Annotated in this window: 28 protein-coding genes; 23 read left to right on the top strand and 5 right to left on the bottom strand. The window is 69.1% G+C overall.

Annotated features, from left to right (window positions below; genetic code table 11):
- Position 1: 1 nt before the first annotated feature.
- On the bottom strand, positions 2–337 hold the full coding sequence (locus tag ACIBG8_RS54405) for a PCC domain-containing protein (protein WP_397351337.1): 336 nt from the start codon (positions 335–337) through the stop codon (positions 2–4).
- Positions 328–1,110: a helix-turn-helix domain-containing protein gene (locus ACIBG8_RS54400; RefSeq protein ID WP_397351336.1), complete on the bottom strand. Its 783-nt coding sequence runs from the start codon at positions 1,108–1,110 to the stop codon at positions 328–330. Before ACIBG8_RS54400 ends, ACIBG8_RS54405 begins: the two co-directional genes overlap by 10 nt.
- 114 nt (positions 1,111–1,224) lie before the next feature.
- Between ACIBG8_RS54400 and ACIBG8_RS54395 the strand changes: the two genes are divergently transcribed.
- Genes ACIBG8_RS54395 through ACIBG8_RS54380 form a run of 4 tightly spaced genes read left to right on the top strand, consistent with a single transcriptional unit; the run spans position 1,225 to position 2,727 of the window.
- Positions 1,225–1,887 (top strand): hypothetical protein, encoded by a 663-nt coding sequence (locus tag ACIBG8_RS54395; RefSeq protein ID WP_397351335.1) that lies wholly within the window; start codon positions 1,225–1,227, stop codon positions 1,885–1,887.
- Between the two features lie 2 nt (positions 1,888–1,889).
- Positions 1,890–2,150 carry a hypothetical protein gene (locus ACIBG8_RS54390; protein ID WP_397351334.1) on the top strand — a complete coding sequence of 87 codons (261 nt, stop codon included), beginning with the start codon at positions 1,890–1,892 and terminating at the stop codon, positions 2,148–2,150.
- Positions 2,147–2,368: a hypothetical protein gene (locus ACIBG8_RS54385; protein WP_397351333.1), complete on the top strand. Its 222-nt coding sequence runs from the start codon at positions 2,147–2,149 to the stop codon at positions 2,366–2,368. The genes ACIBG8_RS54390 and ACIBG8_RS54385 overlap by 4 nt, the downstream gene beginning before the upstream one ends.
- Positions 2,365–2,727 (top strand): hypothetical protein, encoded by a 363-nt coding sequence (locus ACIBG8_RS54380; RefSeq protein ID WP_397351332.1) that lies wholly within the window; start codon positions 2,365–2,367, stop codon positions 2,725–2,727. The genes ACIBG8_RS54385 and ACIBG8_RS54380 overlap by 4 nt, the downstream gene beginning before the upstream one ends.
- A gap of 193 nt (positions 2,728–2,920) precedes the next feature.
- Here ACIBG8_RS54380 and ACIBG8_RS54375 read toward each other — a convergent pair whose 3' ends face one another.
- Both ACIBG8_RS54375 and ACIBG8_RS54370 read right to left on the bottom strand, forming a co-directional pair.
- Positions 2,921–3,805, bottom strand: a complete 885-nt coding sequence (locus tag ACIBG8_RS54375) for a CHAP domain-containing protein (RefSeq protein WP_397351331.1) — start codon at positions 3,803–3,805, stop codon at positions 2,921–2,923.
- Positions 3,806–3,809: 4 nt separating this feature from the next.
- Complete coding sequence (locus tag ACIBG8_RS54370) at positions 3,810–4,298, bottom strand: hypothetical protein (protein WP_397351330.1); 489 nt, start codon at positions 4,296–4,298, stop codon at positions 3,810–3,812.
- Between the two features lie 95 nt (positions 4,299–4,393).
- On the opposite strand from ACIBG8_RS54370, the gene ACIBG8_RS54365 reads away from it, so the two are divergent.
- From ACIBG8_RS54365 to ACIBG8_RS54350, 4 genes are read left to right on the top strand one after another with little or no spacing between them, the layout of a single operon-like run.
- On the top strand, positions 4,394–4,963 hold the full coding sequence (locus ACIBG8_RS54365; RefSeq protein WP_397351329.1) for a ParB N-terminal domain-containing protein: 570 nt from the start codon (positions 4,394–4,396) through the stop codon (positions 4,961–4,963).
- Positions 4,964–4,971: 8 nt separating this feature from the next.
- A complete protein-coding gene (locus tag ACIBG8_RS54360) occupies positions 4,972–6,111 on the top strand; it encodes a GNAT family N-acetyltransferase (RefSeq protein ID WP_397351328.1) in 1,140 nt (379 codons plus the stop codon).
- A complete protein-coding gene (locus ACIBG8_RS54355; RefSeq protein WP_397351327.1) occupies positions 6,108–6,500 on the top strand; it encodes an aspartate 1-decarboxylase in 393 nt (130 codons plus the stop codon). Before ACIBG8_RS54360 ends, ACIBG8_RS54355 begins: the two co-directional genes overlap by 4 nt.
- Positions 6,497–7,228, top strand: a complete 732-nt coding sequence (locus tag ACIBG8_RS54350) for a CoA transferase (RefSeq protein WP_397351325.1) — start codon at positions 6,497–6,499, stop codon at positions 7,226–7,228. The genes ACIBG8_RS54355 and ACIBG8_RS54350 overlap by 4 nt, the downstream gene beginning before the upstream one ends.
- Positions 7,229–7,236: 8 nt before the next feature.
- Here the strand turns inward: ACIBG8_RS54350 and ACIBG8_RS54345 are convergent, their stop codons facing one another.
- On the bottom strand, positions 7,237–7,632 hold the full coding sequence (locus ACIBG8_RS54345) for an ASCH domain-containing protein (protein WP_397351324.1): 396 nt from the start codon (positions 7,630–7,632) through the stop codon (positions 7,237–7,239).
- 50 nt (positions 7,633–7,682) lie between these two features.
- On the opposite strand from ACIBG8_RS54345, the gene ACIBG8_RS54340 reads away from it, so the two are divergent.
- The 15 genes from ACIBG8_RS54340 (at position 7,683) to ACIBG8_RS54270 (ending at position 21,112) form a co-directional block, all read left to right on the top strand.
- The gene (locus ACIBG8_RS54340; RefSeq protein WP_397351323.1) at positions 7,683–8,273 is read left to right on the top strand and encodes a hypothetical protein; all 591 of its coding nucleotides are present in this window, start codon (positions 7,683–7,685) and stop codon (positions 8,271–8,273) included.
- A complete protein-coding gene (locus tag ACIBG8_RS54335) occupies positions 8,273–9,880 on the top strand; it encodes a hypothetical protein (RefSeq protein WP_397351322.1) in 1,608 nt (535 codons plus the stop codon). The genes ACIBG8_RS54340 and ACIBG8_RS54335 overlap by 1 nt, the downstream gene beginning before the upstream one ends.
- Positions 9,881–9,916: 36 nt before the next feature.
- Positions 9,917–10,150 (top strand): hypothetical protein, encoded by a 234-nt coding sequence (locus ACIBG8_RS54330; RefSeq protein ID WP_397351321.1) that lies wholly within the window; start codon positions 9,917–9,919, stop codon positions 10,148–10,150.
- Positions 10,147–10,473: a hypothetical protein gene (locus tag ACIBG8_RS54325; RefSeq protein WP_397351320.1), complete on the top strand. Its 327-nt coding sequence runs from the start codon at positions 10,147–10,149 to the stop codon at positions 10,471–10,473. The genes ACIBG8_RS54330 and ACIBG8_RS54325 overlap by 4 nt, the downstream gene beginning before the upstream one ends.
- A 71-nt stretch (positions 10,474–10,544) precedes the next feature.
- Positions 10,545–11,069: a hypothetical protein gene (locus ACIBG8_RS54320; RefSeq protein WP_397351319.1), complete on the top strand. Its 525-nt coding sequence runs from the start codon at positions 10,545–10,547 to the stop codon at positions 11,067–11,069.
- A 26-nt stretch (positions 11,070–11,095) separates the two neighbouring features.
- Positions 11,096–11,467, top strand: a complete 372-nt coding sequence (locus ACIBG8_RS54315) for a hypothetical protein (protein WP_397351318.1) — start codon at positions 11,096–11,098, stop codon at positions 11,465–11,467.
- Positions 11,468–11,646: 179 nt separating this feature from the next.
- Entirely contained in the window at positions 11,647–12,042 is a 396-nt protein-coding gene (locus ACIBG8_RS54310) for a DUF1360 domain-containing protein (protein ID WP_397351317.1), read from the top strand.
- A 24-nt stretch (positions 12,043–12,066) separates the two neighbouring features.
- A complete protein-coding gene (locus ACIBG8_RS54305; RefSeq protein WP_397351316.1) occupies positions 12,067–13,965 on the top strand; it encodes a hypothetical protein in 1,899 nt (632 codons plus the stop codon).
- The gene (locus ACIBG8_RS54300) at positions 13,955–14,800 is read left to right on the top strand and encodes a phage minor head protein (RefSeq protein WP_397351315.1); all 846 of its coding nucleotides are present in this window, start codon (positions 13,955–13,957) and stop codon (positions 14,798–14,800) included. Before ACIBG8_RS54305 ends, ACIBG8_RS54300 begins: the two co-directional genes overlap by 11 nt.
- A 3-nt stretch (positions 14,801–14,803) precedes the next feature.
- Positions 14,804–16,786, top strand: a complete 1,983-nt coding sequence (locus ACIBG8_RS54295; RefSeq protein WP_397351314.1) for a hypothetical protein — start codon at positions 14,804–14,806, stop codon at positions 16,784–16,786.
- Positions 16,787–17,008, top strand: coding sequence for a hypothetical protein (locus tag ACIBG8_RS54290; protein WP_397351313.1), 222 nt, complete (start codon positions 16,787–16,789; stop codon positions 17,006–17,008). It abuts the gene before it with no gap.
- Positions 17,009–17,015: 7 nt separating this feature from the next.
- A complete protein-coding gene (locus ACIBG8_RS54285) occupies positions 17,016–17,504 on the top strand; it encodes a hypothetical protein (protein ID WP_397351312.1) in 489 nt (162 codons plus the stop codon).
- A 14-nt stretch (positions 17,505–17,518) separates the two neighbouring features.
- Positions 17,519–18,136 carry a hypothetical protein gene (locus ACIBG8_RS54280; protein ID WP_397351311.1) on the top strand — a complete coding sequence of 206 codons (618 nt, stop codon included), beginning with the start codon at positions 17,519–17,521 and terminating at the stop codon, positions 18,134–18,136.
- A 213-nt stretch (positions 18,137–18,349) separates the two neighbouring features.
- Entirely contained in the window at positions 18,350–20,104 is a 1,755-nt protein-coding gene (locus ACIBG8_RS54275; protein ID WP_397351310.1) for a major capsid protein, read from the top strand.
- Positions 20,105–20,233: 129 nt separating this feature from the next.
- A complete protein-coding gene (locus tag ACIBG8_RS54270; RefSeq protein WP_397351309.1) occupies positions 20,234–21,112 on the top strand; it encodes a hypothetical protein in 879 nt (292 codons plus the stop codon).
- The last annotated feature ends 6 nt before the right edge of the window (positions 21,113–21,118 follow it).

Raw genomic sequence — 21,118 nt, 5'->3', positions numbered from 1 at the left:
GTCAGGAAGTCAGGGGAAGAACGTACACATTGGCGAAGTGTGTGGAGATATGGGCCTCGTGTAGGTGCCCGGCCACGCCCTGATCGCCTTCGATTCCCATCGTGGCGTGGATGTGCACGACCCCGTTGGCGATGTCGCCGCACCCGTGCATTTCGGCCGGGTAGGCGTAGGTGGAGATGTTGTCCTTGGTGGCGTCGTCCTTCGGCATGGTGGAGATGGTGAACCGGTCGGCGCCGCCGATGAGGCTGACGATCGCGCCGTCGGTGATGTTGCGCGCGGCCAGTTCTGTGGTCAGGGTGGCCATCAGCTCGCCGTGCTTGATGTGGATCAGCTCCACTGGGGGTCTCCATTCAGGCTGAGCGCGATACTCCTGATGATCTCGCGCGAGGGCTCCGATCGTAGGGCTGCGATCAGTGCCTGCCGGGAGCTTTCCGAGTGATGCTGCGATAACAGGATGGCCGAGCACCAGCGCGCCCCGGCATCGCGCGGGTTGGACAGCTCCCGCACCAGGTCGGCCAGGCCGGTCCCGACGCGGGCCGAGACGGCGCGTAGGTACAGCTCGCGCGAGTCCCGGTCGCGGACGAGGGCCTGCACCACCAGGTCGGCGTGCTCTGGGTCGCGGGTCTTGGCCAAAATCCCGGCGGCGTTGACCCGGATGACCGCGGAGTTCGCGTCGTCCATCCACCGCATCAGTCGGGGCGAGGTGAACCGGTCGCCTGCCACCTGGTGCGCGATGTTGAGGTCGGTGACGTGGCTGGTCTGGACGGTGGCCAGCGGGCTTGAGTCGCCCCCCGCTATCGAGGTGAACAGCTCGGTGGCTACGTCGCGTATCTGAGCGGGCAGCATCGGGGTGAGACCGAATGCGGCGATATCCATCAGGAATGTACGGCGGTGCAATCTGGCGTCCTCCAGTACCTGCCATGGCACTTGCAACGCCATCGCCAGATGGGGAAGCCAATCGATCGGGGTTGTGCCGCCGCTTTCCCACCGGGATATGTGGTTTCGGGTGACAGTGTCCCGCCCTGAAAGCCTTTTGAGCTCTTTGGCTAGATCCGGCTGGGATAGGCGCATTGTCAACCGTAGTTCCCGCAGCAGCTGGCCGAGCTCCATGTCCGCATGTTAAGACGGCAATGCCGTCTCATTCGACACTTCGCGAACAACCGGGAACCCCTGTGCGCGCGGGGATTCGCTGAAAACGTCGCCCCGGCTGGATACGGTGTGCTCGTGACCACCCCCGACGCCTTCGACGCGCCCGGCGACACCCCGCTGGATCAGATCCGGTACAACATCACGACCAGCCTGCATGACGCTCTGTACGCGATGCAGGAGACCTACACCGGCCGGGTGAGCAAGCCCAACGAGTGGAACAAGCTGATCGCCGAGCTGACCGCGATCTCCTCCAACTTCGCGATCTTCTGCCAGCAGGTGGCCGACATGATGGCCACCGTGCACGCCAACCCGTCCACGATCGCGGACGCCGCCGCGGCGGCCGCCGACCCGATCGTGATGCTGGTCCCCGACCGGGTGCATCAGGACCTGGCCGACGACGACAGCGAGGACTACGCCGAGGAGATCCTGTCCACGATCGACGCCCCGCAGGGCAGCAACGTACTGGTGGAAGACCTCGACGGCGGCGCCCGCGTGATCATCACCTACCACGAGGACCCGGCCCGGCCCGAGCTGATCGCGTACGGCGGAGCCGACAACGAGATGGTTGAAGCCGACCTGACCCGCCGGGGATTGAAGCCGCGCGCCCCGATGTGGACGCCGTCGCCGGAGCTGGGCAGCAAGTTCTACAGCATCGGCGACTGGCTGTTCGACGGGTACGGCCGTCTCGTCCGGGAGCACCCGCCGACTCATCTCATCGACACCGAGAGCCTGAACTGACCATGGGACGCATCTCCGTCAACATGCTGAACTGCAGCAGCGGCTCCAAACATCTGGTGATGCAGATCCACGTCAAGCCGGACGACCCCGACGACCAGTGCGCGGCGATGACGCAGCTGGCGATGGGCGTGGATGAGTGGGAGGAGCTGGCCGAGGTGATCCAGCTGAAAGTCAAGATCGCCCGCGCGGTGACCGCCGTGGACGCCTTCGCACAGGCGACGGCGGGGGAGCAGCCTGACGATGGGCACGATCAGCGGTCATGAACGGCGACTGCCACTGCTTCTGCCAGGTCGCACACCCCTACGCTGAAGGGGTGTGCGACGGCGACGCCGTCGGCGAGCGGCCGGTGAACTCCGCGCTGCTCGGCGTCGTGCAGGTGCCGATGTGCGGGCCGTGCCGGGCGGCGTTGCCGATCCGCGGCGAGGTCCTGGCCGACGAGCAGGTCGAGCGGGTGGGGGAGCGGGGGGAGTTGCCGGGGTGAATGAGCTGATGGAGTTCTGCAAGTCGACGATCTTCCAGTGCAGCCCGGCCAGCGTGGTGCTGCTCGGGGAGATCGCCGCGACCATGTGCCAGGGCGCGATGCTGGAGCAGATGGCCGAAGACGGGTACGAGCCCGCCGGGCAGGCGCGCGCGGTGACCACGTACTACCGGGTCAAGCTCGACGGCGAGGTCGTGCCGTGCCTGTCGGGTGAGGCCCAGGCCGGGGAGGTCGTCGTCTACGGGCTGGGGCGACGCCTGTCAGATGTCGAACCCCCAGCAGATGACCTTCCAGGTGAGCATCGTCTCCATGATGAGCACGCTGGACACGAAGCCCCAGGCGAGCACTTTGACCGCTCGTAGAATGGAACGTTCCACCGCCTTTTCCCCCACATTTTCGGGGTTCACGGGTGTGGAGCGTTCCATTTCCGCGCACGCGGGCGAGGCGGGTCGGGCGGGGCACCCGTCGGTGAGCACGTTGCCGAGCTGCGCGGCGGTGGGCAGGTTGACCGGGCGGCGGTCAGGAGCGTTCATCACAGCAGTCCCTCAAGGTAGGTCAGTCGTTCGGATGTTCCCAGGCGGCGGCGAAGGTGTCGCGGCCGACGCGCCCGTCAGCGGCGATCCCGATCTTGCGCTGCAGGTCCATCGCCGCGTCTCTGGCTGAGCGGCCGAACACCGGCGAGTCGGTCAGGTCCGAATAGCCGCGCTCGATCATCTGCAGCTTCCACGCCTTGACGTCCGGCCCGCTCATGCGCGGCTTGGTCAGCGTCAGGATGCGGCCCGGCCACTTCGGGGCCGCCTTGGGCTTGGAGTGCTTACCGCGGCCTTTGCGGGCGGGCCGGTCCAGCACCTGGCCGGGCCAGGCCGGGTAGCCGAACCCGTTGATGCGCGGGTTGGAGCCCTGGATGCGTTTGGTGTAGCAGCCGTCGCCGTTGGGGTTGATGCGGCCGTGGGAGTCCTGGCCGGAGGTGTTGCCGCCGATGGTCTGGAAGTCCCCGTTCGGATACACGCGGGTGACGATCTCCACGTGCACGATCTTGGGGCGGCCGAAGAACACCAGCGCCCCCACCCGGGGGGTGGAGCCCCAGGCGCCGCGCTGTTTGAACCAGTCGGCGGCCGCGATGGTGGACGCGGTGCGCGGGATGAGCTTCTTGCTGCCGGAGATGTCGCCGACGACCCAGCAGAACGCCATGCACCAGGGGTAGCCGTACCCGTCGTAGGGGTAGCCGGGGATGGGCCCGTACCGGCGGGTGATCTGCGTCAGGTTCGACCCGACGGGCACCTCCTTGGTGCCTAGCCAGGACAGGGCCTCCTTGAGGTAGGCGACCAGCTCGGGGGAGGCCCCCGTGGTGTCGAGCACCGTATCCGGGTCGGTCTTGCGGCGCTTCCCGGCCTGGCGGGGGGCGGGGACCTTGGCGGCGCGCGTCAGGAGCTTGGGCACCCGGTCACCGGCCTACAGGCTGCGCGGTCACCGTCACCGTGACGGTCGGGCGGGGTGATGCCAGGAACGCCTTGAGCTTCTGGCGGCATTTGGAGCACCCCTTGACGTGCGGCGGCGGCGAGCTGCTCGGCGTCGGGGTTGGCGCCGGCGCGGTCGGCGCCGCCGGGGCGGGGTCGTCGTCGGCCAGGTCGTTGACGTGGGCGTTGACCTGGTCGACCTGCTTGTCGACGGCGTCGATCTGGTCGTCGACCTTGTCCAGGGAGGTGTCGACGTCGGCGACGTGCTTGTCCACGGCGCTCACCTGGTCTTGGACGTCGGCCACGTTGGCGGTGGTGATGCCGAAGCCGCCCGCGAGCACCAGCGACAGGACGCCGCCGACGATGCCGATCAGGGTGTTGGACGAGGCCGGGGCGGGCCGGGCTGCCCGGCGTGCGGGTGGCGGGCCGTCGTCGTCGTCATCGTCGTACGGGATGTCAGCGTCGTAGCGAGTCATGGCCCCCATCGTTGTTCCCAGCATCTCCCAGGGTTGGGAGCAACACGCCCGCCAGTGCGCATACGTGTTCGACCTGACCGTTAATCTCCGAACTCATGGGGGAGCACAACATCTTGCCCGAGCTTGTCGACCTGGCGGTCGACGTCGCCGAGCTGACCAACCACCCGGGTAACTACCGGCGCGGCAACATCGACGTCATCGCCGAGTCGCTGCGCGTCAACGGCCAGTACCGGCCGCTGGTGGTGCAGAAATCGACCGGTCACATCGTGGCGGGCAACCACACCTACCGGGCGGCGCTGCGACTGGGCTGGCCGGTGGTGGCCGCCACGCTGCTGGATCTGGAAGAGGAGGACGCGCTGCGCATTCTGGCCGTCGACAACGCCTCTTCCGACCAGGCGGAGAACGACGAGGCGGAGCTGGCGCAGCTGCTGTCACGCATCGCCGAGGAGCAGGGCAGCTTGCAGGGGACCGGGTGGACGGACGAGGGGCTGGCCGACCTGCTCGACAAGATGAGCGAGAAGCTCGACGTCGAGGAGGGCGACGCCCCGGTGGACGTACACGAGGTGGTGTGGGGGGTGGTGATCACATGCCGGGACGAGGACCAGCAGCTGGAGCTGCTGCGCCGTCTGGACGACGAGGGCCTAGCGGTGCGGGCGCTGATGTGAAGCAGGGTGTGAAGCAGAAGGTGAAGCAGGACGAGCACCGGGTGCGGGTCGCCGTCGAAACGCCGGTGATCAGCTCGCCCCGGCTGATGCAGGTCGCCGCCATGTTCGACGTGCCCATTGCCGAGAAGTCGCGCCTGGAGTGGGATCTGCGGCTCCCGCTCACCGAGCAGGACTGGAACGTCGGCCTGATCGTGGGCCCGTCCGGGTCGGGCAAGACCAGCATCGCCCGCCACCTGTGGCCTGAGCAGGTGGCCGCCGCCCCGGCCTGGTCGGCCGGGGCGGCCATCGTGGATGACTTCCCCGCCCAGGCGTCGGTGCGGGAGGTGACCGGGCTGCTGTGCGCGGTCGGCCTGTCCTCCCCCCCGGCGTGGCTACGCCCGCACCACACGCTGTCCAACGGGGAGCAGTTCCGCGCCGACATGGCCCGGCTGCTGGCCGACACCGACGCCGAGCAGATCACCGTGGTGGACGAGTTCACCAGCGTGGTGGACCGGCAGGTCGCCCAGGTGGCCTCGCACGCCCTGCAGAAGACCATCCGGCGGGGCGGACGCCAGTTCGTGGCGGTCAGCTGCCACTACGACATCGCCGAGTGGCTGCAACCGGACTGGGTGCTCGACATGGCCTCCGGCGTGTTCACCTGGAGGACGGTTCAACCCCACCCTAGGCTCGAACTCTGCATCGCCCCGGTGGACCGATCCGCCTGGCACATGTTTGGCCGCCATCACTATCTGAGCGGCGACATCCACCCCGGCGCCGCCTGTTTTGGGGGGTGGATCAACGGGCGTCTGGTGGCGTTCGCCGCCTACCTGCACTTCCCGCACCCGAAAACCAAAACGATCAAGATGGGGCACCGGCTGGTGGTGCTGCCCGACTTTCAAGGGCTCGGCATCGGCGGACGCATCGACGACTGGCTGGGCCAGCATCTGTACGAGCGGGGTTACCGCTATCGCAACGTCGTCTCCCACCCGGCGATGATCGCCTACTACTCCGGTTCGCCCCGCTGGCGATCCACCACACCGCCCGCGCGACGGCTGGCCACCACGTCCAAACGGACCGGCCTGCGCGAGGCGCACCTGAACCCTCGCAGGTTGTCGACCAGGTCATTTGAGTACGCGCCGCCCATATCGAAGCAGGGGGAAGAAGCATGAGCAGTCCGGAGTTCGTCGACCTCGAACCGGCGGGGGAGCCGCTGTCGTGCTGGGTCGGCGCGAAAATCCACGGCATCACCGTCACCGACGCCTCGGTGGAGTACCACGGGTCCATCACCGTCGCCCACCGGCTGCTCAAAGCCGCGGGCATCCGCCCCTACGAGCGCGTGCACGTGGTGAACCTGTCGACCGGGGCGCGGTGGGACACCTACGTGCTGCCCGGCGAGGAGGGCGTGTTCACCCTGAACGGGGGAGGGGCGCGCCTGGGCGTCAAGGGCGACAAATGCGTGATCATGACGTGGCGGTGGGCCACCGAGATGCAGCCCGCCGGGGTGGTGTTCTGCACCCCAGACAACCGGGTCGACGCCGTGGGCGGGTACGCGTCGTGAACGTGCTGGAGATCGGCACCTACGTGGTGCCCGCCTACGCCGGGATGCTTTTGGCCGAGCAGGGCCACCACGTCGTCAAATGGTGCTCCCCGTCCCGGCCCGACCCCATCCAGGCCCTGTATCGCGGTCAGGAGCTGTGGGCGTGGATCAACGAGGGCAAGTCCCTGCGGTTCAAGCACGCCGCCGAGCTGGGCGACGATGACGGGCTGGAGGTGTGCGACTTCGACGTGGTGATCGACAACGTGCGCCCGGCCACGTGGAACCGGTGGAACATCAGCCCCGCCCAGCTGGCCGACCGGCACCGGCTCACCTGGGTGTCGATGCGCGACGACTTCGACGGCCGCTCCTTCGACGCGATCGCCCAGGCGCGGGCGTGGGGCGATCATGTCGGGTACGTGCCCGCCTACGTGGGCGACACCACCGGCGGGCTGTGGATGGCGTTCAAGGCGCTGTCGCTGCTGGAGCACAACGAGCGCGGCCACCATGTGCTGCGGCAGGCGGCGTGCCTGGCCAAGCTCGTCGAAGGCGAACTCGTCGTCAAGCCGCCGTCCGGGAAACGCGGCGGGGGGGCGCCGCCGTGGGATGTGCCCGGCAGCTACGGCAAAGACCCCGACGGCAAAGACGGGGTGGCGGTGCTGTACCGGGACGGGTGGGTGCGCGAGCCGTACCGTGACGACGAGTGGCGGCGCGAGAACCTGCGCCACGTCGGCGGCCGATACGTCATCTAGACCCGGGTCTAGAACAAGGGCAGCGTCTCCTCGCTGGCGGCGCCAGCGACCTCGAGATCCAGCAGTCGAGGGTCGCAGGAGAACAGTCCGGGCATGCCGCGCAGGTCGATCGGGCGGGCCAGACGCACGGGGTTGGCTGTCACCCAGTGGTAGGCGTACGGCTCCGCCCACCGAGACGGGGAGTCGCGCACGACGTCGACCAGATCGACGTAGCCCAAGACCACCCCGTAGTGCATGGGCAGGTCGAGCAGCTCATACGACAGGTGGGCGTCCTCGTCGTGGGTCTTGGCCGCGTGGATGTACAACCGGCCCCGGTGGCTGGTCGACCAGCCCCGGTTCTCGATGTCTTTACGGTTCGCGTCGTCGGCGAGCAGAGCCGAGGCCCAGGGCTGGCGGACAGACAAAATGGCTGGTGAGGGCACGTTTGATCATATCGAGGGGATGTCTCGGGACTATGACGACACCGAATCAGATCCTGTTGGGCACCGACCGGGAGCTGTGGGAGCGCCAGTCGGGGGAGTCCGAGCGGCAGTACTCCCGGTTCGCCATGTATCGGGACCTGGGTCGGGCGCGCACTGTGAAACAGTGTGCGGAACTCGTGAACCTGGCGCACGGTACGGCGCACAACGCCGCCCACCGGTTCCGCTGGCGTGAGCGGGCCGAGGCGTGGGACCGCCAGCAAGACAAGATCTTCTTGGCGCAGCTGGCGGCCAAACGGCGTGAGCTCATGGACACCGAAGCGAAGATCGCCAACGGGGTTTTGCGGCACGTGATCGGCCGCCTGTCCAGGCTCACCTCGCAGGACGTGGACGAGATGGACCTGTGGCAGGTCGCCCGCTCCGGCGACACCGCCCTGAAGTGGCTGAGAGACGCCTACGGGGTGGCCGGGGGCACCACTCTGGCCGCCGCCGTGGTGGACGACGTGGCCGCCGCTCAACCCAACACCGACGCCTCCGTGGGCGAGGTGGACGAGATGCTGGAGCTGGCCCGCCTGCACGAGGAGAACGCCGCGTTCCTGCGCCGCCTGGCTGTGCCTGAGGCGTGATGGAGGCCTCCATCGTCTCCGCGCAGCTGGCCGCCGCCCGGCAGGTCAACGCTCGGTTGCGCGCGCGCCTGGACGCGGCGGCGCTGAATGACCCGGCGCTGCTCGGCCGCCATCTGGACCACACGTTCGTGCTGCGCGAGCACGTGGAGATGATCGGGCGCACGATCGCCGAGGCTGACCGAGAAGGCGGCATCAAACGCCTGATCTTCACGGTGCCGCCGCAGTCGGGCAAGTCCACCACGGCGGCCACCTGGGCGCCGTTCTGGTGGCTGATCAAACACCCCCGCCACCGGGTGGCCGTCGCCTCGTATGCGGGGGAGCTGGCCGAAGGGCGCGGCAAAGACGTGCTCGCCCTGGTCGAAGCGCACGGACACCGCTACGGGCTGCAGCTGCACCCGCGCCGGCGCGCCTCGCACAACTGGCGGCTCACCTCCGGCGGCGGCATGCGATGCGTCGGCGTCGACGGCGGGTTGACCGGCGTCGACGTCGACCTGATGGTGATCGACGACCCGCACGCGGGCATCAAGGACGCCAACAGCGTCGCGAAACGCAAGCACGTGCGCGAGTTCTACACCGGCACGGTCATCCCGCGCATGCAACCCGGCGGGGTGATCATCATCATCCAGACCCGGTGGCACCCCTTCGACCTGACCGGGTGGCTGCTGAAGGAACAGGGCCTGGTCGAAGACGGCGGCATCTGGAAGCTGGTGCACATGCCCGCCATCGCGGTGCCGCCGAACCCGGCCCGGTGGGTGCCCGTCGACGCGCTCGGCCGCGCCCCGGGCGAGCCGCTGCCGCACCCGAAGATCGCGCACGGGGATCGGGCTGCGCTGCTCGCGCACTGGAACGGCAAACGCGTCGAAGGTGGGGCGCGCGAGTTCAACGCTCTGTATCAGGGCGACCCGCAACCGGCCGAGGGGGCGCTGCTGAGCTGGGACACCATCGCCGCCCGCCGCGATCACCTGTCGCAGGTCCCGGCCATGCGCAAGGCGGTGGCCGTCGACCCGTCCGGCGGCGGCCGCGACACCGCGGGGATCATCGCCGCTCATCTGGGCGAGGACCGCAAGCTGTACTACACCCACGACTGGTCGGGCGAGATGAGCTCGGATGAGTGGGGGCGCAAGGCGTGCCAGCTGGCGCACGAGATCGAGGCCGGCACGATCATCGTGGAGACCAACTACGGCGGCGACATGGCCACGCGCACGATCCGCACCTCGTGGGACGCGCTGCAGCGCGAGGGCTCCATCCCTCGGGGGGTGTTGCCGCCGTACATCAAGGTGGTGCGCGCCAAGCTCGGCAAGCTGCTGCGGGCCGAGCCGATCGCCCAGCAGTGGATCGAAGACAACATCCGCACCGGAGCGCCGTTGCCGGATCTGGAGTCGGAATGGGCCACCTGGCAGCCGGACGACTCCATGTCGCCGGGGCGGATCGACGCGTCGGTGTACCTGGCGTTCCACCTGCTGCCCATCCCGGGCGCGAGTACGGCGATCTCCACGGCGGCCGACGCGTCCAAGACGCAGGTAGTGCCGCCGACGACCGGGCTGGCCGGGCGCACGATCAGCCCGCCCAAGCGCGGCGGGGGTACGGCTGATCTGGGAATTGAGTGACCCGACAAACTCGTAATAACAGAGTATGATTGATGTATGAAGCGATTGGCTGTAAGTGTTCCCGACGAGATCGACAGCGAACTGCGCAAGCGGCACGGTGACAACGTCTCCCGATACGTCACCCGCGCCGTGCGCGCGGCGCTCGCCCGCGAAGAGCTGCGCCGCATCGACGCGCACCGCACCCCCGACCACGACATCGAGGAGTCCGAGTACATGGACTACCTCATGAAGGCTCAGGACGCCCTTGACGAGCAGGACAACGCCGCGTGAGCGAGCCGAACATCCCCCTGCGTCAGTGGCAGATCCGTCGCATCCCCGCCCGCAAGAACGACCTGATCGCGATCATCGTCGACGCTGACTGGATCATCGAACGCCGTCATCTCATCTACTGCGTGCTCGTGCGCAACCCCGATGAGCTGCCCTCCGACCTGACACTGCTGACCGTGCCCATCACCGAGCCGATCAAGGGCGTTGCCGCCGTGACCGACCTACGCGCGTACGGCAAGGACTACTTCGCCGAGTGGCTCGGTGACGTCGATGACGACGTCGCCGAGCAGATCCGGGCCACCATCCGAGCACGATTCGACCTCTGACGCTCGCACATCACGACCCGCAGGCACGCGCCTGCGGGTCGTTCGTGTGTTCGGCTGGATACCGTACGTGCATGGAGATCACCACCGAGGAGCACGCCGAGCAGCTGGACCGGCCTGCCAAGAGCGGCCTATGCCCGTGCGCTTCCGATCCCACCGCCAACTGCGAGCCGCGCGACATCGCCCTCGAAGAGAGCGCCGAGCCGGTGCTGCCGGTGGAGAACCGGCCAGGGCCGGAAACCGGGCCGCCGCCGCTGAGCGCGGACGACCCGAACTGGTACTGCTGGTCGCTCACCACCCGTGACGAGCTGGAGCCCGTCGCCGTGGTGCAGTGGGGCAGCATGCGCGAGCAGTACGCGCCGCTGCAGCTGGAGCAGCTCGGCTTGCAGCTGCTGCGCGTCGCCGAGCAGGCCCGCCACACCGCGGCGATTCACCGGCTGCTCGCCGTCACCGGGGCTTCGCCGGGCGATGCTGACGAGTTCTCCAACGCCGTGGCCGAGCTGCGCCACGAGCTGATGATCGACCACGCCCAAGCGGTCACCGCGATGACGACCGGCCCGGCCGGTCCGCCCGACGTGGCCATCGACCCGAGCGCGTAAGTGCTCCACAACCCAAGGGAGAAGACATGGTGAGCACGGAACCGCTTGAAGGCGTCCTGGAGCGGCAGGCCCGCAGGCAGAAGCGTGCCGACAAGCGCGACGAGCTGCTCGCGCGCGCGGTGGTGGTGCGCTCGGGCGACACGCTGCTGCTGACGATGCCGTTCGTGCCGCAGGAGGAGGCCGACCTGGAGGAGATGCGGCGCTGGGTGGAGGGCGAGCTTGACGGGGTGCGGGTGCGGTTCATCGCCGGTGTGTCCTCGGCGGTCGTGCAACACGCTGACGACGCCGAGGTGTATCCAGGTGACGTGTTGCCGGTGGGGGAGCCGACGGTGATCGAGACCGGCGGCGGGAAGCACGCCGGGTGCGGGGCGTCCGGTTGCTCGGACGGGCAGAGCTGAGGCGGTATCGTCGCAGGTGAAGGCCCGTGGGTCCTTTGCCAGTCCCCTGGCGGTTTCACCCTTGGTGGTGCATCACACAAGCGCAGCCCGGTCTCATCTCTTGCTCTGTGAGGCCGGGCTGATGTGTGTCCGCCCACAGCTCCCCGACCCCGCGTGACGGTGGCGTTACCATCGGTAACATGCAGGGGATTTTCGCGTTTGTGCTGGTCACGCTCGCATCAGCGCGCCTGACCCGGCTGCTCGTCGCCGACACCGTCACCGAGCCCCTGCGCCGCGCGGTGTGGCGGCTGGTCGGCGGCGAAGTGCCCCCGGCGCTCCTGGAGCCCATCACGCATTTCGTCGCGCGCACCGCCTACACCTCCGTCTCCGCACGTCGGTGGCTGTGGAAGCTGATGAACTGCCCCTGGTGTTCCGGCTTCTGGATCAGCTTGGCCGTCTGGGCGCTCGTCTACGCCATCACCGGCGGCACCGTCACCAGCACGTCTGTCCCCTCCGGCCAGTGGCCACTCTGGCTGATCACCAGCACGCTCGCCACCAGCTACCTGGTCGGCGTGCTGGCCAACCGCGAGGAATGATCACGGCACCCGGGGGGCCGCTCTATGACCAAGCCGACGACGCACTTCGTCCCAGCGGGATGGCGCCGCCACAAGAATCGGGCCAGCCAGCCCGCGCTCATCGCCTCGGCCGCCGTGCTGTCGATCAGCCAGCTGAAGAAGGTCGCCCGCACCGCTGGCTGGCAAGAAGAAGCCTGGGTGCGCTACGACCAGGTGACCGAGCTGCGCTACGGCGCGGGCTGGCTGTCCAACGCCTGCTCCCGCACCCGCCTGTACGTCGGCCGGATCGACCCCAACGGCTCATCCGAGCCCATCCCGACCGACGACGGCGACGGCGCCCAGGTGCCGCTCGATGAGCTGTTCGACGGCCAGACCGGGCAGGGGGAGATGCTGCGCCGCCTGGCGATCCACATGAACATCCCCGGCGAGTCCTACCTGTGCGGGTTCGACTACACCGACCCGAACAACCGGCTGCAGGGCTCACGCCGCCGGTGGGTGTGCGCCAGCGCGGACGAGATCGACCACCGGCGCGGGGTGCCCGAGCTGCGCATGCCCGACAGCGACGAAAAGGTGAAGCTCGACCCGGAAAAGTCGACCATCATCCGGCTGTGGCGGCCGCACCCCCGCATCGGGTGGGAGGCCGACTCGCCGGTGCGAGGTCTGCGCGGCCCGCTCAAGCAGCTGCTCGACCTCGACGCCCACGTGAGCGCCACCGCCCAGTCCAGGCTGGCCGGGGCGGGCATCCTGTTCATCCCCGACAACGTCTCGCTCGCCGTGCCGACCGAGTCCGACAGCCCCAACCCGGTCGAGACCGACCCGTTCATGGCCGGGCTCATCGAAGCGATGATCACCCCGTTGAACAACCGCGACTCCGCCGCGGCGATCGTCCCGATGGTCGCCCGAGTCCCGGCCGATGCCATCGACTCCATCAAGCACGTCACCTTCAGCACCCCGTTCGACGAGCGGGTCGAGACGCTGCGCGAGGCGGCCATCCGGCGCATCGCCAACGGGCTGGACATCCCGCCCGAAGTGCTGCTCGGCATGGGCGATGTCAACCACTGGTCGGCGTGGGCGATCGAGGAGTCAGCGGTTAAGCTCCACGTCGAACCCCTGCTGGCGCTCATCGTCGACGCTCTGACGGTCCGATATCTGCGCCCCGCGTTGGAGGCGCTGAAGCACCCCGACCCGGGCGGGTACGCCATCTGGTTCGACACCTCCGACGTCGTCATGAAGGCCAACAAGGGGCCTGACTCGCTCACTCTGTACGGGCAGGGGCTCATCGGGGCCGACGCAGCCCGTCGGGAGAACGGGTTCTCCGACGAGGACGCCCCTGATGAGCAAGAAGCGCAGACCATGCTCGCCACGAGGATCGCGCTCGGCAACGCCCAGCTCGCCCCGTACCTGCTGCCCATGCTCGGCATCGACATCCCCGGCGGGTTCCAGGCTCCCACCACGATGACCCCGGACATCGGGCCGCACTCGCCCGCACCCGCCCAGGCCACCGGGCAGGGCCCGCAACCGGGCATCCCGCAGTCGGGCCCGAACGCCCAAGGGCAGCTCGCCGCGGCCGCCGTGCCGGCCGCGCCGGCGGCGGACCCGTGGCTGGTCGCGGTGTCGGAGATGGCCACGCTGCGCGCCCTGGAGCGGTCCGGCAAATGGCTGCTGCGCCGCAACCGCGCTTACCGGGGTAAGTACGCCCACATCGACTCCGATGAGCTGCATCTGCACATCAGCCCCCAATCGGGTGATCTGGACGACATGCTGTCGGGCGCGTACACCGAGTTCCACTCGGCGGTTCCCGGCCATGACCGGCTGCACCAGGTGGTCGACGACTACGTGCGGTTCCTGCTTTTGGCCGGGCGCGCGCACACCCGCCACGACCTGGTGCGGGTTTTGGCCGCGTCCGGCGTGCACGACACCCAGGTGGGTATCGGTGCCGCCTGACCGGCGGCGCCTGTCGGCCGCCATGTCCGCAGCCGTCGACCGGCTGCGCATGCGCTACGGGCTGCAGGACGCCGCCAACGAGCGGCGCCTGTACGCCGTGGTGGTCAAAGCGCTGCGCGCGTTCCTGGCCCGGGTGCGCCGGTCGGTGGTGTCGCTGTCGCCTGCGGGGGAGGCGCCGGACCTGGGCCAGTTCCCGCGCCCGCAGGTGTGGGACGCCCATCTGGACACGGTGGTGCTGCCCGAGCTCGGGCAGGTGTTCGACCAGGGCTGGGCGAGGGTGCCGACCGTCGACGAGGGGCGCGACAACCCGGAGCCGTACCGGGACGCCTACCTGCGCTCGATCCGCAACCGGCTGACCAACTACCCCGACCAGGTGTATGAGGAGCTGCGCGAGCAGCTCGCCCAGGGCCTGGCCGCCGGGGAGGACGTGCGCCAGCTGCGCGATCGGGTCAAGGCCACGCTCGTCGTCGAGGAGGCGGCCACCGACTGGGAAGCAACCCGCATCGCCCGCACCGAGGTGCACGCCGCCGTCAACGCCGGAACCTACGCCGCCGCCAAGGCGCACAACGAGCGCACCGAGGAGAGACAGCGCAAGCTGTGGATCTCCACGGCTGATGAGCGCACCCGGCCCACCCACCGGCGGGCCGACCGGCAGCAGGTCGACCTGATCGAGCCGTTCCACGTCGGCGGGGCGCTCCTGCAGTTCCCGGGCGACCCGCAGGGCCCGGCCGGGGAGGTCATCAACTGCCGCTGCTCGATGGTCACCTTCGGGCAGCTGGCCGCCGACATTCTGAACCAGCGCGCGGAGCGCGTGCTCTACCCGAAGGGGGCGTAACCCATGAGTGCACCTGTGGAAGAGCTCGACGAGCAGCTCGACGACGACGAGCAGGACGAGGCTCAGGAGCGGCCGTTGCCGGACCGGTGGCGCGGCGTCATCGCCCCGCTCAACACCGCCTCCGCTGACGGGCGGGTCATCGCCGCGCCCGCCTCGGGCAAGGTCCGCGTCCGGCCTCTGCCGATGCCGCTGCTGTACCAGCTCATGTCCGATGACGGGCACAAGCGGTCGGTCATCGTGGGCGACGTCGACCGGGTGTGGCGAGACGGCGACTACCTCATGGGCGCGGGCCGATTCGACCTGGGCGGCGAGCACGGCCGCGAAGCCGCCCGGCAGCTGCGCGACGGGTTCCACCGCTGGGTGTCGGTCCTCATCGATGACGAGACCCGCGAAATGGCATGCATCGACGCCGACGGCGGGTTCGCCATGGGGTGCGGCGAGGAGTGCGAACACACCGAGTACGCCTCCCTGGCCACCGACTGGCGCACCACCAGCGTCACGATGGTCGCCGAGCAGGCCTTCCCGGAGGCCACCATCAAGCCGGTGTGGCACGACGGCGACGAACCCCTCGGCGAGGTCCCCGTCGAGGAGCTCGTCGCGGCCGGGATCTCCGCCGAGCAGCGCAAGAAGGCCACCCAAGACGGCGACGCCATGCCGGGCGGCCGGTACCCGATCCGCAACGAGACCGACCTGGACAACGCCATCCGCGCGGTGGGACGCGCCGGAGGCCCGGAGGGCACCGCAGAGGACCGCGACGCGGTGCGCCGCCACATCATCAAGCGGGCCCGCGCGCTGGGCCTGTCCGACAAGATCCCCGACAGCTGGAACTCCGACGGCACCCTGAAGAGCGAACACGCGCTCGGCGGCCCCCTCGGCGACGGCGTCGAGGTCGACGACTGCCGCCCGTGCATGCCGCACGCGATCCTGGCGGCCGGAGCTCCTGGCGCGGCGCCGGCCGCCTGGTTCAACGACCCGGGCCTGTCTGGTCCGACCCCGCTGCAGGTCAGCGCGGACGGCCGCGTGTACGGGCACCTGGCGGTGTGGGACACCTGCCACACCTCCTACTCGGGCCGGTGCGTGACTGCGCCGCGCTCGTCGACCGGGTACGCCTACTTCCACACCGCGTCCGTTCAGGTCGACGACGGCGACGGCCAGCCGCGCCCGCTCGGGGTGGGGCTGCTCACCGTCGGCACCGGGCACGCCGACATCGGCGACGGCTACGCCAACGCGGTGGCCCACTACGACAACACCGGCACGCAGGCCGCCGCCGTACGAGCGGGAGAGGACGAGTTCGGCATCTGGGTGGCCGGAGCCGTACTGCCCGGGGTGGCCGACGAGGTGCGCGACGTGCTCGCCCGTTCGCCGCTGTCGGGCGACTGGCGGGCCATCGGCGGCGGCCAGGAGCTGGTGGCCGCCCTGTCGGTGAACGTGCCCGGCTTCCCCATCCCGCGCTACCGCTCCGACGCCGAAGGCTCCCCGTACGCGCTCGTCGCGGCCGGGGTGATCCGCCCGGCCGCGACCCCCACCATCGGGGAGCGAGGCGGCCCGTACGCCAGGGTCAGCTTCGACACCGCGAGTCTGGCCAAGATGGTGGTCGACGAGCTGGAGCGTCGCGAAGCCGAGCAGGAGCAGCGGGCCAGCGCCGCGGCCTTCTACGCCGCGCGGATGTCCGATCACACCGGGCGACGTCGCGCCCAGCAGGCGGCGGCGTTCAAGACAGCGATGATCGAGCACGAGGAGTTCACGCTGTCGGCCGCGTTCAACTGGGTGGAGGACCGAGGCGGGCTCCCGGCCTACATCAAGCGCATCGCCAAGCATGTGCCCGGCGATGAGTCCCAGAAGATCGCCACCGCGATCAACGCGGCGAAGAAGATGTGCTCGACCGGCGATCTGAACTGGCCCGGGTTGCAGCACGTCAACGCGGGCAGCCAGGCCGAAGCATGCGCGGCCGTGGCCCAGTGGGAAGCCATGAAGGGGAGCAAGTAGATGTGCGGATGCAACAAGGGCAAGGGAAGCCAGGTCGGCGCCGGGACGTCGGCGGGCTGGGGCGGCTCCTACGTCGGCACGCCGCCGCCGCAGCGCGAGCCCGTCGTGTGGCGGCACACCCGGCTCGACGGCACGTTCGTCGACTATCTGTCCGACACCGAAGCGTACGGGGCGCGTAGCGCCAACGGGGGCACCGTCGACAAGGTCCCGGCGGCGAAATGAGGGCGTCATGACGATGTCGTACACGCCGCTGTTCAAGCTGCCCTACCCCGACAGCGCCGAGGACAGCCAGACGTGGAAGTACTGGCAGCAGCTCGCCCAGGCGATCGAGCAGGCGTGGACTCCGCAGCTGATCAGCGCCCCGGTCGCGTCCTGGTCGACCGGGTGGGGGGCCAACGCCGACAACCCGTGTTACGCCTACACATGCGGGCCGTGGGCGTTCATCAGCCTGTACGCCACCAGGACGGGGGCCGACATCACCGCCGCGGCGTCGGGGTCGATCGCTGACTCGCCGATGTGCACGCTGATCGCGTCGCTGTTCCCCAAGAAGATCATCACGGTGCCGATGCGGACCTCCTACGTGCACGGGTCGGCGTACGTGGATGTGAACGGGACCGCGTCGCTGGCGTCGCTGGCCGGTACGGCGGTGCTGGCCACCGGCCAGAACGTGATGATCAACACGATGTGGCCGCTGATCGGCATGATCCCCGCCACGTAAGGAGGACCCCGGTCATGGCGAAGGTGACGCCGAACTTCAAGCTGCCCTACCCGGAAAGCTCGGATGAGTCCAAGACCTGGCAGTACTGGCAGTCGCTCGCCGAACGCCTGGACACGGTGCTGGCCGCCTATATGGGGCCGCGCGTGCAGCTGTCGTCCACGGCCAGCCAGTCGATTCCAACGAGCGGCGCTCAACTGCTGTTCGGCACGACCGACTACGAGCAGCCCGCGAGCGGGTGGCAGATCACCCCGGAGGCTCCCGGCACGGTCATGCATGCCCCGGTGGCCGGGATCTATCTGGCGTTCCTGATGGTGCAGTTCGCGTCCGTTACCACGCCGAGCGGGAACCGGGCGATCAGCGTCGACATGTGGGACAGCTCGCAGTCCGCCTACGTGGGCGGTATCTCCCAGTACAAGTCGCCCATCACGGCGGCGATGCGGGTGTCGGTGTGCGGCACGCTGCCCCTGACGGCCGGGCAGAAGGTGCGCCCCTACGCCTACTCGTCGCAGAGTACGGCGGTCAACGTCGCCTCGGGGACGTGGTCGATGACGTTGCTGTCAGCGTCGGTGGCTGCGGTGTTGTCGTCGGAGCTGGCGTCGGTGCAGTACGGCAGCGAGCAGCGCGACTGGTGATGGGGGGAGGGGTTGTGAGGGGTTTCGGGGTGACGTGGACGCGCGTACGCAACTAGCGCGCTAAGGGCGTCGCCGCTGGTCAAGGGGTTACGCTGGGCGCAGCGAATGACGGTGGCCGCTGGCGGTAGGGCCGGGCACCGGAATGGCTCTGCTGGCGGTAGCGGCCGGGAGCACACCAATCCGTTTTGTGACGTGTGCACCTGGGAGGGCCACGTGAACGACACCATTTCCAAGCTGCTTGCCGCCTGGACTGCCGAGCACGCCGACGAGGCCGCTCGTGACGCCGCTGTGCAGGCCGTCATCGCCGAGCACGCCAATCTCGAAGAGCTGCGCGACGCGGTTGTGGCGCACTTCGATGCGGTGCACGGCAAGGACGCCTACGCCGATGAGGACATGGCGGCGATGGCCGCCCTGGTCAAGGCCGCCGACCTGGTCGAGGACTCGCTGACCCGGGCTGCTGAGCGTGAGGCGCAGATCGGCGGGTTCGCCGACAAGATCGCCGGGCTGAAGGAGCGCACCGCCCAGGAGGCGGCTGAAGCGACCGAAACGGCCGAGGACATCCCCGCAGCCCCGGAGAGGGAGCAGGGCGCTCAGGAGAGCGTCGAGGACGTCGCAGCAGACAAGGAGCCCGAGCCCGTGGCCGCATCCGGCAAGCCCGCCCCCAAGGTCCCGCTCGGCGGCCGCCACGACAAGCCCGCCAGCTCCGCGCTGACTCGCGCCACGTTCTCCACCACGGCGGCCTCCGACGTGCCCGAGTACGGGGCCGGTCAGGTGCTGGCCGGTATCGGCGATCTGGCCACGGCTGCGACCAACCGGCTGCAGGCGCTGGCCCGGGGCGGCGTGCACGGCTCCTCGCGCGTCGGGATCGCGACGATTCACCGCGAGAGCCCCAACACGCTGGACACCTTCGACGGGTCCGACGTCAACACCATGGTGGAGAAGGTCACCAAGGAGTCCGGGCTGCCCGGCGGGAACCTGATCGCCGCCGGTGGCTGGTGCGCCCCCTCGGAGACCCTGTACGACATGTGCCCGGTCGCCGACGGCGACGCGGGCATGTGGGACGTGCCGGAGATCGTGGCCAAGCGGGGCGGCATCCGCTTCCCCAACGTGCCCGACTTCTCCGACATCTACTCCGCGGTCGGGTTCCATCTGACCGAGACGCAGGTCGCGGCCGGGACCAAGAAGTCGTGTTACGAGATCCCGTGCACCGACTACTCCGAGTGCCGCATGGACGTCGACGGCCTGTGCATCAAGTCGCCGATCCTCACCGAGCGGGCCTGGCCGGAGCTCATCACCTACTTCACCCAGCAGGCGCTGGCCGCGCACAAGCACAAGCTCAACGCCTACAAGCTGGCCACCGCCGCCGCGGCCGCCACCGCCGTGGTGGTGACCGCCGGCGCCAGCCCGGACAAGAACACCTACGGTCCGGGCGCGACGGCCGGTGTGCTCGGCCTGGTCGAGCTGCAGGTCGAGTACTACCGCTACAAGTACCGGATGGCGCAGAACGCGTCCCTGGAGGCGGTCTTCCCGCACTGGGTGCTCGGCATCCTGCGCAGCGACCTGGCCAAGCGCAACGGCGTCGACATGATCAACGTCTCCAACGCGCAGCTCATCTCCTACCTGTCGGCGCGCGGCGTGCGCCCGCAGTTCGTCTACGACTGGCAGGACGCGCTGGCCACCGGCACCGACACCGACTTCGGCGGCGCCACCAACCCGAAGGCGTGGCCCGCCACCGTGGATGTGCTGCTGTACCCGGCCGGAACGTACTTCCAGCTGACCGCCCCGGTGATCACCATCGATGGCCTGTATGACTCCACGCTGCTGGAGACCAACATGCACCTTGCTCTGTTCACCGAGGAAGGCGTCGCGGTCTGCAAGCGCTGCTACCAGGCCACCAAGCTCACCATCCCGCTGTGCCCCGACGGCACGACCGGCGCGCAGACGCAGATCACCTGCCCTGCCGCCTGACGAGCACAGCCCCGCAGACGGGGTGCGGGCCGGGCTGATCTCACGCTGATGGCACATCTTCCCCGATTCGATTCAGCGCCCCAGCCCGGCCCGCACCTCCACCAACGGGGGACAGGAAGGTGAGCACGTATGAGCACTCCGATTCTGGCGGCCAAGCAGCCGTTGGAGACGGTCACCCAACCCGGCGCGGGGGTGCGCCCCTACCGGGGCGGGCTGTTCGACGCGGCCACGATCGTCGAGGGCGACGGCCGATGGGCGATGGGCATCCAGTACATGTCTGCGCGCTGCGCGGACGCCGACTGGGTGCAGGGCTGGTGCCCCTCCGGGACCGGCGACCCGACCGATAAAACGTCGCACGTCAAGGGGGCCGACGACACCGGCGACGGGTGGGTGACGCAGCCGGACGCGTTCACGGTGTACGAGCTGTGGCAGTGCAACGAAGTCGGCTGGACGCTGCCCGAACGCATCGCGTTCAACGAGGACCGGCTGCGCGGCCAGGAGCAGCTGGAGGCCGAGCGGGCGTTCTGCACGATCAACCTGCAGCGCGGCAAGGCAGTCGGTAAGCCGTCGGGTGATACCGCGGTGAGTCTGCTGCACGCGATCGGCTCGCTGGAGGCCTACGCCTGTCAGGAGTATTCCAACCAGGCGGTCATTCACCTGCCCAGGTGGGTGTATCCGTACATGGAGGACAAGTACCTCGTGCACGGCGACTACATGCACAACGGGCAGCCCGAGGGCGGGACGGCGGGCGGCCTGCACACCCGGCTCGGCACCCGGCTGGCGTTCGGCGGCGGCTACTTCGGCAACGCCCCCGACGGGACGCCCGTCAGCGGCGATATCGAGTTCTGGGCGTATGTGACCGGCGAAGTCGTCATCCGGCGCGGCGCTATTCACAGCGCCAATGCGTTCGCTTATGAGACCAATATCCGGACCGTCCTTTCTGAGCGGACGTATCTGGCCACCACAGATTGCCTGCTCGGAGCCGTCGCGGTCGATCTGGACGCGTGACCACAA

The organism is Nonomuraea sp. NPDC050556, from assembly GCF_044457355.1.
Classification (GTDB): Bacteria; Actinomycetota; Actinomycetes; order Streptosporangiales; family Streptosporangiaceae; genus Nonomuraea.
Note: the sequence above shows the minus strand (reverse complement) of the source record. Positions and strands in the feature narration are given on the sequence as shown.